We start from the raw sequence: 17,304 nt of genomic DNA, 5'->3' as shown, positions 1-17,304 counted from the left end.
ACATCACATAGCCCGCGTGCCGACGCACACCTTCCTTACGGCGGGGGTGAACTGATGACCCGTGCGCTCACACCGCACGACTGGATCGTGGCCGGCATCGCGGTGATCGCCGGTGTCGGTGCCGGCCTGCTGCTGCGGGCCCTGCTCCGCTGGCTGGGCGAGCGGGCGAGCCGGACCCGGTGGAGCGGCGACGACGTCATCGTCGACGCGCTGCGCACGCTCGTGCCCTGCGCGGCCATCACCGCCGGGCTCGCCGCGGCGGCGGGCGCGCTGCCGCTCACCACGCGGACCGGCCGCAACGTGACCATGACGCTGACGGCGCTGCTCATCCTGGCGGCGACGCTGACGGCGGCGCGGATCGTCGCCGGGCTCGTCAGGGCCGTGACGCAGTCGCGCTCCGGAGTGGCGGGGTCGGCGACGATCTTCGTGAACATCACGCGGGTCGTCGTACTCGCGATGGGCTTCCTCGTCGTCCTGCAGACCCTCGGCATCTCCATCGCGCCGCTGCTCACCGCGCTCGGCGTGGGCGGTCTCGCGGTCGCCCTCGCGCTCCAGGACACCCTCGCCAACCTCTTCGCGGGTGTCCACATCCTCGCGGCCAAGACGGTCCAGCCCGGCGACTACATCCAGCTGAGCAGCGGCGAGGAGGGGTATGTGGTCGACATCAACTGGCGCAACACCACGGTGCGCCAGCTCTCCAACAACCTCGTGATCATCCCCAACGCCAAGCTGGCGAGCACCAACATGACCAACTACAGCCGCCCCGAACAGGAGCTGTCGATCATGGTGCAGGCCGGGGTCAGCTACGACAGCGACCTGGAGCAGGTCGAGCGGGTGACGACCGAGGTCGTGGACGAGGTCATGAAGGAGATCACGGGCGCGGTCCCCGACCACGAGGCGGCCATCCGCTTCCACACCTTCGGGGACTCGCGGATCGGCTTCACGGTGATCCTGGGCGTCGGCGAGTTCAGCGACCAGTACCGGATCAAGCACGAGTTCATCAAGCGCCTGCACCAGCGCTACCGCGCCGAGGGCATCAGGGTCCCCGCCCCGGCCCGCACGGTCACCGTCCATCAGGGCGAGCTGCCGCCCGCGTTCGGCATCCCGCACCAGCGGGACACCTCGACGCCGCCGCGGGTGCACTGAGCCACGGGGCTCATGCGTTCCCGGAGCGGAACGCCGAGTGGCGGCCCGCGGACGGTCATGATCCACTCGCGGGCATGGGGCACGACCACGGCCCGTCCACCGCGGCGGCGGGCGGCACGGCGACGGGCGGCACGCTCAGCGGGACGTACCGCAAGAAGCTGCTGTGGACCATCGGCATCAGCGCCTCGATCACCGTCATCCAGGTGGTCGGGGCGCTCCTGTCCGGCAGCCTCGCGCTCCTCGCCGACGCCGCGCACAGCCTGACCGACGCGGTCGGCGTCTCCCTCGCCCTCGGCGCCATCACCCTCGCCCAGCGCGCGCCGACACCGCGGCGCACGTTCGGGTTCTACCGGGTAGAGATCTTCTCGGCGGTCCTGAACGCGCTGCTCCTCGTCGCCATCTTCGTCTGGGTCCTGTGGTCGGCGATCGGCCGGTTCAGCGAGCCGGTGGAGGTCAAGGGCGGCCTGATGTTCGCGGTCGCGGTCGGCGGGCTGCTCGCCAACCTGGTGGGCCTTTGGCTGCTGCGGGACGCCAAGGAGAAGAGCCTCAATCTGCGGGGCGCCTATCTGGAGGTGCTCGGCGACGCGCTCGGTTCGGTCGCGGTCATCGCGGGCGGCCTGATCATCCTGCTCACGGGGTGGCAGGCCGCCGACCCGATCGCCTCGATCGTCATCGGCGTACTGATCGTGCCGCGCGCGTACGGTCTGCTGCGGGACTCCGTCCACGTACTCCTGGAGGCGACCCCGCAGGATGTCGACCTCGGGGAGGTACGCCGCCACCTCCTGGCGGAACCGGGCGTGAGAGCCGTCCACGACCTGCACGGCTGGACCGTCACGTCGGGGATGCCGGTGCTCACCGCGCATGTGGTGGTCACGGACGCTGCCCTCGCGACCGGGTACGGGGACCTCCTCGCGAGGCTTCAGCGGTGCGTCGCGGGCCACTTCGACGTGGCGCACTCGACGCTCCAGCTGGAGCCCGAGGGGCACGCGGAGGAGGGCGGGACGCTGCACATGTGACGAGAGCCTGCCGCACCACGCGGTTGCCCTGACCAGCACTGCCGTACGCGGCTGACCTGACCGGCACACGCGATACACGACCGACCGGCACCCGCCGAACACGACCGACCCACCAGAACAGACAGGGATGGCACATTGCACACGACCCGCGTCAAGTCGCACACGACCCGCGCCAAGTACGCCGCCTCGCTCTCCGGTATCGCGACCGTGGCCGTACTCCTCGGACCGGCGGCGGGCATGACGTCCGCCGCCGACGACTCCTCGCTGCCGACGCTCACCGCGCGGACATCCGTGAGCAGCGTGCGGGCCGCGCAGGAGTTCCGCGTCTCCGGGGAGAGCCGGAACATGCCGCCCGCCACCCCCGTCTCCCTTCAGCAACAGCAGGGGACGCGCTGGGTGGACCTGCCCGCCTCGGTGCGCACCACGCCCCGGGGGACGTACTCCATGCGGGTCGTACTCGGCATCGAGGGCCGCAACGCCCTGCGCGTCACCGGCGGCGGCGCCGTCTCGCCGGCCGTGCACGTCATGGTCCAGCCCCGGGAGCAGGGCCTGCCCTAGCGGGGCTCGTCGTCCTACCGCTTCGACAGCTGGCCGGCCGTCAGGGCGAGTTCGCGCACGACGGCCATGTCGCTGAAGGGAAGCAGTTCCTCGCGGACGGTCTGGTGCGGTTCGCTGCCCTTGCCCGCGACGAGGACGGTGTCCTCGGGACCGGCGGCCGCCAGGGCGAAGGCGATGGCCTCGCGGCGGTCGACGAGGCGTTCGAACGGCGTGCCCGTCGCGGCGAGGCCGGGGACGATCTGGTCCAGGATCGCCTCCGGGTCCTCGTTGCGGGGGTTGTCCGAGGTCAGGACGCACAGGTCGGAGTGGACCCCGGCGATCCTGCCCATGTCGGCCCGCTTCGTGGTGTCCCGGTCGCCGCCGCAGCCGAAGACGGTGATGACCCGGCCGCGCGTGTAGCCGCGGATGGCGGTCAGGACCTTGTCCAGGGAGTCGGGGGAATGGGCGTAGTCCACGACGACGGAGGTGCCCTGCCGGGTCTCGAAGCGTTCGAACCGGCCGGGGACGGGCGGCATCTGGCCGAGGGCGGCGATGAGGGCGCCCAGCTCGTGGCCGAGGACGTGGCAGGCGGCCAGCGTCGCGAGGGCGTTGGCCACCGAGTACCGGCCGGGGAACGGTATCGACGCCGGATACGCGCGCCCGCCGTGGTGGAGGGTGAACCGGGTGCCGGACGCACTCGCGACGAGGTCGGTCGCGCGGTAGTCGGCGGGCACGTCAAGGGCGTACGTGGTCACCGCGCCGGGCATCATCGCCCCGATCCCTGCGCCCACGGGGTCGTCGGCGTTGGCGACCGCGCGCCGGCAGAGCCCCTGGAACAGCCGGAGCTTGGCGTCCCGGTAGTTGGCCATCGTCCCGTGGTCGTCGAGGTGGTCCTGCGTGAGATTGGTGAAGACCCCGACGTCGATGAAGGTCCGGTCCACCCGGTGGTTCAGCAGGGCCATCGAGGTGGCCTCGAGGACTACGCTGCCGGTCGCGCGGTCGCGCATATGGCCCAGCAGGTACTGCAGGTCGGGCGATTCCGGGGTGGTGAGCACCGAGTGGGGCATGGGGATCAGCTCGTCGCCGATGCGGCTGCCGGCCGTCCCGATGACGCCCGTTTTCGCCCCCGCGGAGATCCGCAGGACGGATTCGACCATGTACGAGACCGACGTCTTGCCGTTGGTGCCGGTGATCGCCACCACGTCCATCGCGCGGCCCGGTTCGCCGTAGTACCGGGAGGCCACGACCGCGGCGGCCCGTCGGGTGTCCGGCACCCGAACGGCGCACCGGCCCGCGGGCGGCGGTGTCGCGCCGAACGCCGGATCCGCCCCTTCGACGAGTACGGCGGCGGCCCCGCGGGCGAAGGCGGCGGTCACGGAGCCGGGCCCGCCCTCACGGTGGCCGGGCACGGCGACGAATACGGAACCGGGCATGACCCGCTCGACGTCGAAGGTCACCCCCGCGGTGATCACGGTCTCGCTCGGCACACCGTGGAGTACATGACAATCCTGTCCGGCCAGCAAGTCGCTCAGCTTCACAATGGTCCCTTCGAAGAGGCGCGACCCGGTGGTGCGGTCACAGCCAGGCGGCAGCACCGGCGGAGACCGGAAGGCTGCGGTGGTGATGTGGAGCGGGAACGGAGATCACCCGGCGGGGCTGAGCGAGCCGCCACTCGGCCGGGGGGGCGGGTCAGGCGCGCGGCGTGAGGAACGCGGCGGTCCGGTGCCGGTGAGAAGAGCACTGGATTGACGGCTCGCCGGAGCGCTGGACGGCTAGATCGCTAGCCGTGCTCGTGCAGCTGCCTCGCGGAACCCATACGACCCATGAGCCCGAGTGTACGGCCGTTCCGGCGAGGGGCGGCCCACATCGGCCGCCTGGGGCCTTCAGCTCCCCTCCAGTTCCGCTGGAGAGTTCCGCTGGAGCTGGATCCACTCCTTGGCCGTGGTCATCCGCTCAAGGATCTCGTCGACGGGTTCGACGCCGAGTCCGGGGCCGGTGGGGACGGCGAGGTGGCCGTCGGCGAGTTCGAAGGGCTCGGTGATGTCGGTGGCGAAGTAGCGGCGGGAGGCGGAGGTGTCGCCGGGCAGGGTGAAGCCGGGCAGGGCGGCAAGCGCCACGTTGGCGGCGCGGCCGATGCCGGTCTCCAGCATGCCTCCGCACCACACCGGCACGCCGTGGGCGACGCACAGGTCGTGGATGGCCTTGGCCTCCAGGTAGCCGCCGACGCGGCCCGGCTTGATGTTGATGATGGAGGCGGCGCCGAGCGTGATGGCCGCGGCGGCGTCCTCGGCGGACTCGATCGACTCGTCGAGGCAGACAGGCGTACGCAGTTGCTTGGCGAGGGCGGCGTGCTGGACGAGGTCGTCGTCGGCCAGCGGTTGCTCGACGAGCAGCAGGTCGAAGGCGTCGAGCTTGGCGAGTTGCCGGGCGTCGGCCAGGGTGTAGGCGGCGTTGGCGTCCACTTGGAGGAGCAGGTCGTCGCCGAACCGCTCCCGTACCGCGCGGACGGGTGCGATGTCCCAGCCGGGCTCGATCTTGAGCTTGATGCGGACGTACCCCTCGTCGATGAAGCCGCCCACGGAGTCGAGGAGTTCGGGGATGGAGTCCATGATGCCGACCGAGACCCCGCACGGCACGCGCTCGCGCCCGGCGCCGAGGAAGCCGCCGAAGGACTGGCCCGTGGTGCGCAGTTGGGCGTCGAGCACGGCCGTCTCCAGCGCGGCCTTGGCCATCTTGTGGCCCTTGAACGGCTTCAGGGCGCGCTTGACCGCGCACGCGTCCGCCACGGCGGGCAGCGCGGGGACAAGGAAGCGGCGCAGCACGTCGGCGGCCCCCTCGACGTACTCGGAGCAGTAGCGCGGTTCCGACATCGCCACGCACTCGCCCCACCCCTCGCTGTCGGGCGTGACCACGCGTACGAGCAGGACGTCGCGGGCGGTCTCCACGCCGAAGGAGGTGCGGAACGGCGCCCGCAGGGGCATCGCTATCCGGCGCAGCTCAATTCCGTTGATCTTCAAGGTGTTTGGCTCCTGGAGAGGTCGGGGTCACGCGCTGGTGTCGCGTATGACGACATAGCTGGTGCGGTCGTGGAAGCCGGTGACGCGGGCCCCTTCGGCGAGGAGGCCGCCTAGCACCTCGCGCATCGCCAGACGCCACGCCTTGGCCGCGCCCGGATCGACACGCCGCAACGCCTCGATGTCCGGCGGCACTTCGACGAGTACGGTCCCGGCGTCATCGCGGCCGACGACGGGCAGGCCGTCGTCGCGCACCGACAGCACGGTCGCGGCATCGTCGGGGACCGCCACGGGAGCGGAGTGCGAGGCCGGGGCGGTGATCGCCGAGGGATGGCGCAGCTCCCAGGCGACCAGGGCCCGGTCCGTGTCGTCACCGCCGTTGATCACGTCACCCATCGCCCCGTAGAAGCTGGTGAGGTACTCGACCGGGCGCCCGCCGAGCTTGGCGAGGTTGAAGTGCGCGTTGCGCCGCACCAGCGGGTCGAAGGTCCACGTGATCCGTCGCAGCCCGCGCTCCAGCGCCCACTCGCGCTGGTGGAGTTTGAGGGCCAGGCCCGCCCGGTGGCCGGGGAGCGCGCCAGTGACGTGCGAGTGCAGGCACTCCCCGACGGGCGCCGCGAAGAACGCCACGGACGCGCCCACCAGTTGACCGTCCTTGAAGGCTCCGGCGACGTAGTTGCCCGCGTGGGAGAGTGCCCGCATCTGTTCCACACCCATGGGCGAGCTGCCGGGGGCGCTGCCCCAGATCTTCTCGAACAGGGCGTTGACGTCGGCGAGTTCGCGCAGCTCGTGCAGCTCTCGTACGACGAGACCGTGCGGTGAAGGCGACTTGGGCATGTCGGCGGCGTTCACTGGGTGGCCTCCTGGACGAGTGCGGCGAGCAGCTGGGCGGGGGCGTTTCGCCAATGATGACGTGCACACCGACCGTGCGGTCTCCCGTGTTGGGTGTTAGGTCGCGGCGCCCCACCGCCCTCACACGGGCCGGTGGTGTCAGAGGGCCACCAGGGATACCAGCCGTGGTCGGGCCAGGTGCACGTAGTCCCGGGTCGACAGGACCAGTGAGCGGTCGAGGCACGCCGCGTTGAAGTAGATCTCGGGGTGCTCCAGCAGTCGCGGATCCGCCAGGAGTTCGAGGTCCGGGTTGAAGTTGAACGGAGTGATCGAGCCGCGGACGCAGCCTGTCAGACGTTCGGCGACGTCCGGTGCGGCGAGCGCGACATCGGTGCCCCCGTACAGGTGCTTGAGCCGGTGGAAGCCGATTCGGCAGTGGCCCGGGACGACGGTCAGCAGGTAGCGGCGCCGACGGTCGGCGTACCCCACCCGGACCACCAGGCACTTGGCGGCCTGCTCAAGCCGGTGTCCGCGTACCGCGCTGGCCCTGTCGGTACGCCCTTCGGGCGGATGTTCGATGAGACGGTACCTGACGTCGCTCCTCTCCAGGTACTCGATCAGCTGGGCGTGGCTGTCCTTGGTCGTGGTCATGGTCCGGGTCCCTTCGGCGAGAGGCCGATTCCATTGCCATGTGGCGGCAGCGGTGGTCGATCCGTAACGTTCTGGTATGGATCGTCTGGTAGTGGCTGTTGTGCAAGCGGGCTCCCGCCTCTTCGACACCTCCGAGATGCTGCGGAAGACCCTGGATCTGATCCGGGCGGCCGCACGGCAGGGCGGGGAAGTGATCGTGCTCCCCGAAGCGTTCCTCGGGGGCTACCCGAAGGGTCTGGACTTCGGGGTCACCGTGGGCCAACGGTCCGCTCCGGGACGGGAGGAGTTCCGTCGCTACTGGGACTCAGCCGTCGACGTGCCCGGACCCGAGACGGACGCCGTGGCGGCGCTGACCCGGGAGCTGGGCTGCCACGTGGTCGTGGGAGCCGTCGAACGCAGTGGTCGTACGTTGCACTGTGTCGCCCTGTTCTTCGGCCCGGGAGGGTTGCTCGCCAAGCACCGCAAGTTGATGCCGACGGGCGCCGAGCGCTTCATCTGGGGGTTCGGCGACGGAGCCTCGCTCGCGGTCGTCGACAACGGCCGTGCGCGCCTGGGTTCGGCGATCTGCTGGGAGAACTACATGCCGCTGTTCCGTACGGCCATGTACGCGAAGGGGGTGGACGTGTGGTGCGCGCCGACGGTGGACGACCGGGACAACTGGCAGGCGACGATGCGGCACGTGGCGCTGGAGGGGCGATGCTTCGTTCTGAGCGCCTGCCAGTACCTGCTCCGCGCCGACCTGCCCGCGGACGTCCACCCGGTGCAGGGTGAGGACCCGGATACGGTGCTCATCGGCGGGGGCAGCGTCATCGTCTCGCCGCTCGGTGAGGTGCTCGCCGGTCCGCTGCGTGACGGAGAGGGCATCCTCACCGCCGAACTGGATCTCGGCGAACTCGCCCGGGCACGTTTCGACCTCGACGTGACCGGCCACTACGGCAGGCCCGACATCTTTTCCCTGCACGTCGACGAGCGCGCGAAGGAGGGCATTGTCCTGTGTGACCACGGTGATCAGCCCCCCTGCCCGCCCGCCGCGCAGTGACGCAGCAGGCCGCGCACCTCGTCCTCGCTGTCGGCCCGCAGCGTCACCCGCCCCAGGATCGCGGCATGGCGTCGGCGGTCCGAGGCGAGGGTCTCCAGCTCACGCGCGGAGAACTGTCCCTGGTCCGGAAGGGCAGGGGCGGCCTGTACGTGGACGCCCGGGTGATTGGCGGCGAGTTCGTGAGCGCGCGCCAGCTGGCGGGGGTCCGTGGCGACGAGCTGACCGGCGGCCTGCCGAGTGCCTCCCGAATCCAGCCAGAGGGGTTCTCGGCGGTCGAGGTGAGCGGTGAAGGTGGCTTCCGCCCAGGAGACTCCGGTAGCCCGCTCGACGAGGGAGACCAGGCCGAACCCGGAGAGCCTGAACCCCATTTCCAGGAAGTACGGCCCCCGCCCGCCCCGGATGAGGTCGACGTGGAAGGGGCCTTCCTCGTAGCCGGTCGCGTCCAGGCATGACTGCGCGAGCGCCTTCACTTCACAGGGCGCGTGGTCTCCGGGCGCCGCCATGTGGCCGGCTTCCCTGAAACCCGGCAGCACACCTTCGTGTTCCGGGAGCACGACCTTCTCGCATACGGACAGTATTCGCGCTTTTCCCTCCAAGGCGAGGCACTGCAGGGAGTACTCGGTGCCCTGCACGCACTCCTCCACCAGGAGCCCGGTGAAGGCGGCCCCTCCGTAGTTGCGGGTAGCGGCGGCCTCGCGCAGCGCACGGTCGCGCTCCGACTCGTCCCGCACGAGGTAGACCCCGAGTCCTCCGGCGCCGTCCACCGGTTTGACCACCTGCGGGAAAGCCAAGTGGTCGAGGCAGTGAACTGGGGCGTCGAGACCCAGGTGTACGTATGCGGGCTGGAGCACTTCAGGTGCCCGCAGGGCCAGTGCCTCTCGCTGGGACGCCTTGTCCGGCGGCGTGAAACTCATTCCGCAGTGCGGCCACGGGGCGATGCGTTCCTGGCCGGCCAGGAGGAAAGCGCTCTGTGCGTAGCGCTCGAAGCCGGCCAGGGTGAACGCCGGTAGGACGCGGGCAGCACGCAGTGCGAGCGACACCTGGTCGGCGGATTCGGGGACGGCCACCGGGATCTCGATGTCGAACGGCTTCAGACCGAGGTGCCGGCGCCACTTCAGGAACGCGGGGGTGTCCACGAGCACGGCGGGCATGCCCCGGCGGCGGGCACACTCCAGGTAGGGGTCGAGTCCGTCGCGTGCGGCGCCGAGCTGGACGAAGGCGTTGATCGCGTCGCTCATCGTGGTCACCGCCCCGAGATGGTTTCGGTGACTTCGGGGCCGTCCGGGGAGTGCCGGGTACGTATCGGCGCCTTGTGCGGATCGCCCTTGAGGATACTGAGCACCAACGACGGCAACATGTCGCTCGCGTACAGCCATCGCAGCTGAGCCAGCGTGAGACCGCTCAGCTTCTCCAGCTCCTGCTCCAGCCCCTGCCGACCGTGCGGCGCGTGGGCGTTTCCGTCCGCTGATGGGTGCCGCAGCAGGTCATGGATGGCCGGCTGGTGCCTCACGAGATGCGGGGCCTGCCCTTTCAGGTAGCGGCCGAGTCCGCTCCCGCGGGACGTGAAGGGCGAGTGCACCATACAGACGAGCTGCTCTTCTTTGATTCCGTACGCGTCCCGGGCAAAGGAGTTGACCCTCGCGCGCAGCAGTTCGTGGGATTCGGGCCTTGCGTACCGTTCGGCCATGACATCGATCAGGTGCTGCGGGAATTCCTTCCTTCGCATCAGACGCAGGGCGAAATCGGCGTACTCCTGCAACCCCTCCCGATACTTCCTGCCGAATATGTGCTCCGCCTTGAGCCCTCTGAGATGTGCCATCAGCGCGGGATTGGCACAGTCGGACTCGGTGAAGCTGAACGCCAGGTCGTCGAAGACGAATCCCAGGTGTTCGGTGAGGAGTTTCCAGTGACTGCCCGCGTCGTAGGACGTCTCTCCGTAGATGGAGAAGAATCGCAGTCGTGCGGGCACGTCGAAGGCGACACCGTGTTCCGGCTCGGTACCTCTTGGGTCATCGCCGTGGATGTCGCGGAAATAGGCCTTGGCCACGTCGTCGAGCGCACCCAGCACCGCCGGGAAGCCGCGCCTTTCCCGCCCGTCACCACCGCGGGGCACCTGCCGCGCCAGGCGGTGGATCCATGCCGTGTAGGCACGCTGTTCATCGGCCGAGTCGCCGGTGACGATCAGGTCGGCTCCGTCGCGGTAGGCGGCGGCCAGCCCGAAAGCGTTGGCCATGCTCAGGTTGCAGGCGTTGCAGAAGGTCGGCCGGGCCTCGGCTGCCGTGCGGTGCCCTGTCATCAGGATGTCCGCCCGGTTACGGGCCGCCACCGCCTCCGACTGCGGTGCGTCGACCTGGAAAGGCCGCACCCTGTTGCCGTCGATGGTCAGGAGTTCACAGGCCGGATCCTGGTGCATGCCCAGCGCGCGGTAGGCCCGGTCGATGTTCTCCATCACCGCTGCGGGCATGCCCGCGTGCCGGTTCGTGGCGGACCTCAGCAAGAAGGGCCGTCCATATCTCCGCGTGAACAGCAGTTGCACCGCGCGCACGAAGGCCAGCGTGTAACTACTGTCCTTCCCTCCGCCGTAGGCGACCAACACCGTGCCACCGTTCCGGGCTCCTTGCTCTCGGAGACACGACTCAAGACGCCGCACCGTGGACCGCGCGGCCTCCTGGTCCGAAGGCGAGAGAAAGCTGAGCAATCCGTCCAATGCCTGCCTGCGCAACGCGGCCACATCGCCGCTGGAAGGCGCGAGTCGTGCGGTCGTTGAAGGATCCATGATTCCTCCTCCAGTTCGGCCATTCAGGCGAACGGGCCCGGACGGAACGGTTCAACGGTCGTACCAGTGCATCTCGCCCGCATGTCGGCAGGGTGGTTTAGACCGCGGAGCACTGAGGTGGTGGCCTCAAATCCGTCCTCACACAGTCCGTGGTTACTCCATTCGGGTGGATATGAGGGCGCTGCGGGCGGGCCTGCTCGCGGTTCGCGCTCGTCAGAAGGGCGTCAGGGAACGGAGGCCGGTCTTGTGGCCCAGCGTCGCGGCACGTTGCATGGTCCCGTGAACAGCGCGTGGCTCCTGCTCGACCGGCCGCCTCATCAGGCATCGCCCCGTCGTGCGCCCCGCTGCCCGGAAGCGTCCGCTCTCCGCTGACGCGCTTTCCGTAGCCACGAGGGCGCCGTGATTTCCGTTCGGCGCCCCTTCTCCGTATCCGTACACCCAAGCATCCGCACACCCCTGAGCCCAAGGATCAACCATGCCCGCAGCAGACCTTTCGTCCCGCACTGTCCTGGTGACGGGAGCCACCTCCGGCATTGGCCACGAGACCGCCCGGCAGCTCGCCGAACGCGGTGCCACCGTTCTCGTGCACGGCCGTACCGCCGTGGAGGCGCAGGCCGCCGTCGGCCGGCTCATCGCCACCGGCCGCATCGACGCGACGCGGCTCCGCGCGTTCGCCGCCGACTTCACCCGTCTCGACGAGGTCGAGCGGATGGCCCACGAAGTGGTCGGCGAACACCCCTGCCTGGACGTCCTGGTGAACAACGCGGGCATCGCCGCCCCCGAACGCCACACCGTCACCGCCGACGGCAACGAGGTCGCGTTCCAGGTCAACTTCCTCGCCCACTACCTCCTCACGAGCCTTCTGGAGCCCGCCCTCACCAGTGACCCCGGCGGCCGGGTCGTCAACGTCTCCTCCTCCCTGCACCGCACCGCCTCCATCCAGTGGAGCGACCCCAACCGCACCCGCCGCTACTCCCGCCTCGCCGCGTACGCCCAGTCGCAGCTGGCGCTCACCGTCTTCGCCTCCGACCCGCGTGTGACGGCCGTCTCCGTCCACCCCGGGGTCTGCGACACCGCGCTCCTGCCCCTCTACGCCCACCAGGGCACCTCCCCCGCGGAAGGTGCCGCGCACGTGGTACGGCTCTGCGATCCGGCCACCGAGATCGTCAACGGCGCCTACTACGACCGCGACGAGCGCCTCGCCCCGGCAGCGGCCGCCACCGAGGTCCGGACCGTCCAGCGCCTCAACAAGCTGGCCGCGCTGCTCGTCGGCCACGCCGCCTGAAGGGTCGGGGTGGGGCCGCCGGCCCGGCAGCCTCCGCTGCCGCTACAGGCCGTGGACGGTGGTGAGGTCGGCGAGTCCGGAGATCGTCAGTACGGGGGCCAGGAGAGCCGTGGCCACCAGTTCGACCCGGTCGGCGCGGGCGAACAGGACGTTCAGTCCGGCGCTGTCCAGGTATTCGACGGCGGTGAGGTCGAGGACGACCGGGCCGTACGTGGCGTCCAGTGCCTCGCAGAGGGCCTCGGTGTTGGTCATGTCGATCTCGCCGACGGCGGTGAGCAGCGCGGTGCCGTCGGGCCGTCGGCCCGGGGTGAGGGTGAGCGGGGTGGTCATCACGCGATCCTTGTGCGCATCTGGACGGTGGTTCCTGCCGCGCCGGAGGTGACAGTGACGTGCTGCATCATGGCCTTCATCAGGGGCATGCCGCGGCCGCGGTGGGCGTTGGCCTCGGGTTGGGGGATCTTCCACTGCCCGGAGTCGGTGATGACCAGACGCAGGTCGTCCACGTACGCCTCGGCGCGCAGCCGCACGGGCTCCCCGGGGGTGTGCCGGTGGCCGTGTTCGATCGCGTTGGCGCAGGCCTCGCCGGCCGCGACCAGGACGCTCTGGGCCGTCTGCGGGGGCAGTTGGCACCGTTCGAGCCAGGTGCGCAGGGCCTGGCGGACCGGTGCGAGCTGTGACGATTCGGCGGGGAAGGTCACCTCCAGGGGGGCGGGGTGCCGGTACAGGAGCAGGGCGACGTCGTCGTCGTAGCCGTTCTCGGGGGCCAGGCGGGACATCACCTGGGTCGCGAGGTCGTCGACGGTGACGTCCCTGCCGTCCTGGACGGCTTCACCTGCTTTGTCGATGCCCTCGCTCAGCGGGCGTCGGCGGCGTTCGACGAGACCGTCGGTGTACAGCAGCAGCGTGGCGCGGGCGGGGATCGTGCACTCCGCTTCCGGGCGCGCCCTGCCGGGCCGCACCGCCAGGGGCAGGGACCGCCCGTCCTCCAGCAGGTGGGTGGTGCCGTCGTGGTGGGCGAGGATGCCCGGCGGGTGTCCGGCGCTGGAGTACGTCAGCCGGCCGGTCTCGGGGTCGAGTACGCCGCAGAAGACAGTGGTGCACAGCGCGCCGGGGATGCCGGCGGCGAAGCGGTCCAGGGCCATGAGGGTCCGGGAGGGGCCGGCGTCCTGCAGGAGCAGGGCGCGGCAGGCGCTGCGCAGCTGGCCCATGACGCTGGCCGCTTCCAGTCCCCGGCCCACGCAGTCGCCGACGACGATGCCGATCCGTTCATCGGGCAGCGCCACGGTGTCGTACCAGTCCCCGCCCACCTCCAGTGGCTGGGTGGCCGGTTCGTAGCGGACGGCGAAGCCGGCGGGCAGGTGGGAGGGGCCGAGGATGGCCCGCTGCAAAGCGATGGCGGTCTCGCGCTGCTGGTCGATCTGGTGGGCACGCACCAGACCCTGGGCCAGGCGTCCCGCCAGCAGCGAGAGCAGCAGCTGGTCCTCGTCCGTGAAGGGCCGGCCGGAGCCCACGTCCACCCACAGCGCCATGGGGCCTTCGGGGTGCTCCACGGTGATCCCCGCGCCGGTGTGATCGGTGACCGGGGCCAACAGCGGCTGTTCGCGCAGGGCGGTGAGTGCCGCGCGCCGGTCGGCGGGCACATCCCGCCACTCCGGTGCGGCGTCCGTGGCGGTGACCGCCGGTTCCGCGCGATGCCCGAAGACGACGGCCGTCACCTGCCGGGCGCGCCACAGTTCCTTCAGCTCGCTCAGGGCGCCGGTCAACGCCTCGGGCAGGCTGGTGGCCTGGGACACCCTCAGACTGAGCGCCGCCAGGGCGCTTTCGCGCTGGATGGCGTGGTGCTCGGAGGTGACGTCCCGGAAGGTACCGACGACCACGCGGCGTCCGGTGTCGGGGTCCTGTGTCTGGTTGAAGGCGGCGTCGATCCACAGCCGCCGTCCGTCGCGGTGGGTGGCGGGAATGGTGTAGCGCCCCTGCCCCTCCTCCATCAGGCCGGCGAAGGCGAGGGCGACTTGCCGATGGCCTTCCGGGTCGCTGTCGGCCTTGGGCCACCAGGGGTGGATCGGTCGGTAGGGCAGCTCGTCGGGGCCGTATCCGAGGATGTCGGAGAATGCCGCGTTGATCTCGACGACCGTGCCCTCCTCGTCGCAGACGAAGAACGCTTCCTGCAAGGAGTCGACGAGCGCGGTGCGCCAGCGGGCGTGGTGCGTGCGCAGGCGGGACAGTTCCACGTTGGCCCGCACCCGGGCAAGGAGTTCGGCCGCGGCGAACGGCTTGACGAGGTAGTCGTCGGCTCCGGCCTGGAGGCCCTCGATGGAGGCTTCCTGTCCGGCCCGGGCGGACAGCAGCAGTACGGGCACGGCCGCGGTGCGGGGGTCGAGGCGCAGCTCTCGCACCAGGGACAGCCCGTCCAGGCGGGGCATCATGACGTCGCTGACCATGAGGTCGGGCGGGTCCGCGCGGACGGCCTGAAGGGCTTCGTGTCCGTCAGTGACCGTCTCCACGTGGTATCCGGCGCCTCGCAGGATCCGGGTGAGGTACTCGCGCATGTCGGCGTTGTCGTCGGCGATCAGCACCCGCGCCGGTACTTCGGGGCCCGAGGTATAGGCCGTGTCGCCCGGTGTGGGCATCGGGGGTGCCTGCGTGTCGGGCGTGTCGGTGGGGAGCCAGCGCAGGGCTTCCAGGACATAGGGCTCGGCGGTGGCGGAAACAGCCGCGGTGGAGGCGGCCGTCTCCACCGCGTCGGCCGGCAGGTGTTCCTTTCCGAAGGGCAGCCGGAGCGTGAAACGGGTGCCCTCGTCCGGCGTGCTGTCGGCGCTGATGGTGCCGCCGTGCAGAACGACCAGCTCCTTGACGAGCGCGAGACCGATGCCACTGCCCTCGTTGGAACGGGAACGGGCGGTCTCGATGCGGTGGAAGCGTTCGAAGAGCCTCGGCATCTCCTCGGCGGGCAGGCCGATCCCGGTGTCGGAGACCGTGACCACGGCATGATCGCTCTCCGCGCGAACCGCGACGCGGATGGATCCCTCGAAGGTGAACTTCAACGCGTTGCTGAGCAGGTTGAGGACCACCTTCTCCCACATGCCCCGGTCGATGTACACCGGCTCGTCCAGCGTGGGGCAGTCGACTTCGTAAGCGAGACCGGCCTTGTCCACGGCCGAGCGGAAGACACTGGCCAGTTCTGTGGTGATCGCCGACAGGTCGACCGGCTCGTACCTGGCCCGCATCCGGCCCGCTTCGATGCGGGAGAAGTCGAGCAGGCTGTTGACGAGTCTGCCCAGCCGCAGACCGTTGCGGTGGACGGCCTCCAATTCCTCGCGCACCCGGGGGTCGCCCCCCTCGAACTGGGCGCGCAGTTCCTCCACCGGTCCCAGGATCAGGGTGAGGGGGGTACGGAACTCATGGCTGATGTTGGAGAAGAACGTGGTCTTCGCCCGGTCCAGCTCCGCCAGCTCCTCGGCCCGGCGCTGCTGTGCCTCGTAGCTGCGCGCGCTGGAGATCCCGGCCGCGATGTGCCCGGCGACCAGTTCGACGAAGCCGCGGTAGCCCGCGTCCAGCGGGCGGTAGCGGTTCAGGCCCGCCACCAGGAACCCGTAGGGAGCGCCGCCCTGTTGCGGCAGGGGCACGGTCAGCGCCTGGGCGGGCGGCTCGGGCCACGGCCCGGCGGGCAGGGCGGTCGTCAGGACGCCGTCGAGGTCGATCACCCCGGACCCACCGGCGGCCAGGGCGGCGATCGGCCAGGGAGCAGCGCCTTGTGCGTCGGACGGCAGCTCTGCCCGCGCCACGGGGTGCGCCTCCGTCAGCCCGGTACAGCGCGAAAGCCGCGCGGTGCCGTCCGGCTGGAACAGGTACGTCAGCGTGAACGGCAGATCCCGCGGGTTCTGGCTGAGCTGCTGACCGGCGAAGGCCAGCATCTCCTCCTCGGTCCGCACGACGCTCGGGTCCGAGCCCAGGTCCCGCAGCGTCGCCATGCGCCGTTCGCCGATGACCCGCTCGGTCTCCTCGCTGACCACGCACAGCATCCCGACCACCGCGCCGGAGTCATCCCACAGCGGGCTGTAGGAGAACGTGTGGTACGACTCCTCCGGATACCCCGAGCGTTCCAGGAACAGCAGCAGCGCCTCGTCCCACGTGGCCTCGCCCGTGGCCAGCACCGCGTCGATCCGGGGGCCGATGTCGTCCCAGATCTCCGCCCACACCTCACTCGCCGGCCGGCCGAGGGCCCAGGGGTACTTCTGCCCCAGGGTGTCCCGGCGGTAGGCGGCGTTGCAGAAGAACGTCAGCTCCGGGCCCCACGCCATCCACATGGAGAACCGGGACGACAGCAGGATGCTGACCGCCGTCCGCAGGCTCTGCGGCCAGTCCGCCGGTGGACCGAGCGGAGTGGCGGCCCAGTCCACCGCGGCAAGGTCCGCACCGACCTCCGCGTCGGCGGCGAAGACCCCGGCTGACGCGGAGGGCGACGGGTGCTCAGCATCTGCAAGTCGCGCCACAGGAAACCCTCTCGTACACACCGTCGAAGTCCGGCCACCGCGTCGACCGCACCGTAGCGGCCCGCGGCCTCGTGTCCGCCGACGAGGTGCCGTTTCCCCGCCGACCGTCGCGTGAATCAGCCCGCCGGCGTGCCGTCGCGTTCGGGTAGCGTGGCCGTCCCGCCCTCGTACAGAGGAGCGCTTCGTAGGATAGGCGGACGAGATGGGGCGCCAGCACTCGACTGGTGGACAATCCCCCCTGAACGGAGGCCAGCCCATGACTGCGAGTGCGTCGGCACGTCTCCTTGCCCTGCCGTCCCACCACCGGCCGACTCGGCGCCCGGGACCTGGCGTCGCCGGTCACGGCGGAACTCGACTGCGCCTGTCCGCTCCGCGCCCGGTCGTCGCCGCACAGGCACGACGCGCCGAGGCCGGACACGCGTCCCGCGCTTCCCGGCGCGCTTTTCCGAGCGCCGCTCGCCGCGCCGCTCGCCCTCTCCGTACCCGTACCACCCGCCTCGCCCAGCAGGAGAACCG

Annotated in this window: 13 protein-coding genes; 5 read left to right on the top strand and 8 right to left on the bottom strand. The window is 70.5% G+C overall.

The features are described 5' to 3' along the window. Positions 1–54: 54 nt before the first annotated feature. The 3 genes from DMA15_RS33545 to DMA15_RS33535 all read left to right on the top strand — a co-directional run bounded on the left by DMA15_RS33545 (position 55) and on the right by DMA15_RS33535 (position 2,720). Positions 55–1,146 carry a mechanosensitive ion channel family protein gene (locus DMA15_RS33545; protein WP_125516429.1) on the top strand — a complete coding sequence of 364 codons (1,092 nt, stop codon included), beginning with the start codon at positions 55–57 and terminating at the stop codon, positions 1,144–1,146. Between the two features lie 74 nt (positions 1,147–1,220). Beyond that, the gene (locus DMA15_RS33540; RefSeq protein ID WP_125516428.1) at positions 1,221–2,162 is read left to right on the top strand and encodes a cation diffusion facilitator family transporter; all 942 of its coding nucleotides are present in this window, start codon (positions 1,221–1,223) and stop codon (positions 2,160–2,162) included. 135 nt (positions 2,163–2,297) lie between these two features. After that, positions 2,298–2,720 (top strand): hypothetical protein, encoded by a 423-nt coding sequence (locus DMA15_RS33535; protein ID WP_125516427.1) that lies wholly within the window; start codon positions 2,298–2,300, stop codon positions 2,718–2,720. 14 nt (positions 2,721–2,734) lie between these two features. On the opposite strand, the gene DMA15_RS33530 is transcribed toward DMA15_RS33535, so the two are convergent. The 4 genes from DMA15_RS33530 to DMA15_RS33515 form a co-directional block, all read right to left on the bottom strand. Further along, positions 2,735–4,237, bottom strand: coding sequence for a UDP-N-acetylmuramoyl-L-alanyl-D-glutamate--2,6-diaminopimelate ligase (locus DMA15_RS33530; protein ID WP_125516426.1), 1,503 nt, complete (start codon positions 4,235–4,237; stop codon positions 2,735–2,737). 345 nt (positions 4,238–4,582) lie between these two features. After that, positions 4,583–5,716 carry an o-succinylbenzoate synthase gene (gene menC, locus DMA15_RS33525; RefSeq protein WP_206302890.1) on the bottom strand — a complete coding sequence of 378 codons (1,134 nt, stop codon included), beginning with the start codon at positions 5,714–5,716 and terminating at the stop codon, positions 4,583–4,585. A 27-nt stretch (positions 5,717–5,743) separates the two neighbouring features. Next, entirely contained in the window at positions 5,744–6,565 is an 822-nt protein-coding gene (locus tag DMA15_RS33520) for a GNAT family N-acetyltransferase (RefSeq protein ID WP_346428937.1), read from the bottom strand. A 138-nt stretch (positions 6,566–6,703) separates the two neighbouring features. Continuing rightward, the gene (locus DMA15_RS33515; RefSeq protein ID WP_125516425.1) at positions 6,704–7,195 is read right to left on the bottom strand and encodes a YbaK/EbsC family protein; all 492 of its coding nucleotides are present in this window, start codon (positions 7,193–7,195) and stop codon (positions 6,704–6,706) included. A 76-nt stretch (positions 7,196–7,271) separates the two neighbouring features. Here DMA15_RS33515 and DMA15_RS33510 point away from each other — a divergent pair, with 76 nt between their 5' ends. Beyond that, positions 7,272–8,234 carry a carbon-nitrogen hydrolase family protein gene (locus DMA15_RS33510; RefSeq protein WP_125516424.1) on the top strand — a complete coding sequence of 321 codons (963 nt, stop codon included), beginning with the start codon at positions 7,272–7,274 and terminating at the stop codon, positions 8,232–8,234. On the opposite strand, the gene DMA15_RS33505 is transcribed toward DMA15_RS33510, so the two are convergent. Together DMA15_RS33505 and DMA15_RS33500 are read right to left on the bottom strand one after the other, a co-directional pair. Then, positions 8,204–9,472 (bottom strand): ATP-grasp domain-containing protein, encoded by a 1,269-nt coding sequence (locus DMA15_RS33505; RefSeq protein ID WP_125516423.1) that lies wholly within the window; start codon positions 9,470–9,472, stop codon positions 8,204–8,206. The genes DMA15_RS33510 and DMA15_RS33505 overlap by 31 nt on opposite strands. 5 nt (positions 9,473–9,477) lie before the next feature. Beyond that, the gene (locus DMA15_RS33500; RefSeq protein WP_240660074.1) at positions 9,478–11,010 is read right to left on the bottom strand and encodes a PqqD family protein; all 1,533 of its coding nucleotides are present in this window, start codon (positions 11,008–11,010) and stop codon (positions 9,478–9,480) included. A gap of 475 nt (positions 11,011–11,485) precedes the next feature. Here DMA15_RS33500 and DMA15_RS33495 point away from each other — a divergent pair, with 475 nt between their 5' ends. Beyond that, positions 11,486–12,295: an SDR family NAD(P)-dependent oxidoreductase gene (locus DMA15_RS33495; RefSeq protein WP_125516422.1), complete on the top strand. Its 810-nt coding sequence runs from the start codon at positions 11,486–11,488 to the stop codon at positions 12,293–12,295. Positions 12,296–12,337: 42 nt separating this feature from the next. On the opposite strand, the gene DMA15_RS33490 is transcribed toward DMA15_RS33495, so the two are convergent. Beyond that, positions 12,338–12,625: an STAS domain-containing protein gene (locus DMA15_RS33490; protein WP_125516421.1), complete on the bottom strand. Its 288-nt coding sequence runs from the start codon at positions 12,623–12,625 to the stop codon at positions 12,338–12,340. Next, positions 12,625–16,602, bottom strand: a complete 3,978-nt coding sequence (locus tag DMA15_RS33485) for a SpoIIE family protein phosphatase (RefSeq protein WP_240660319.1) — start codon at positions 16,600–16,602, stop codon at positions 12,625–12,627. Before DMA15_RS33485 ends, DMA15_RS33490 begins: the two co-directional genes overlap by 1 nt. Between the last annotated feature and the right edge of the window lie 702 nt (positions 16,603–17,304).

Source organism: Streptomyces sp. WAC 01529 (assembly GCF_003945545.1).
In the GTDB taxonomy this organism is placed as follows: domain Bacteria; phylum Actinomycetota; class Actinomycetes; order Streptomycetales; family Streptomycetaceae; genus Streptomyces; species Streptomyces anatolicus.
This window is presented reverse-complemented; position numbering and strand designations above follow the sequence as displayed.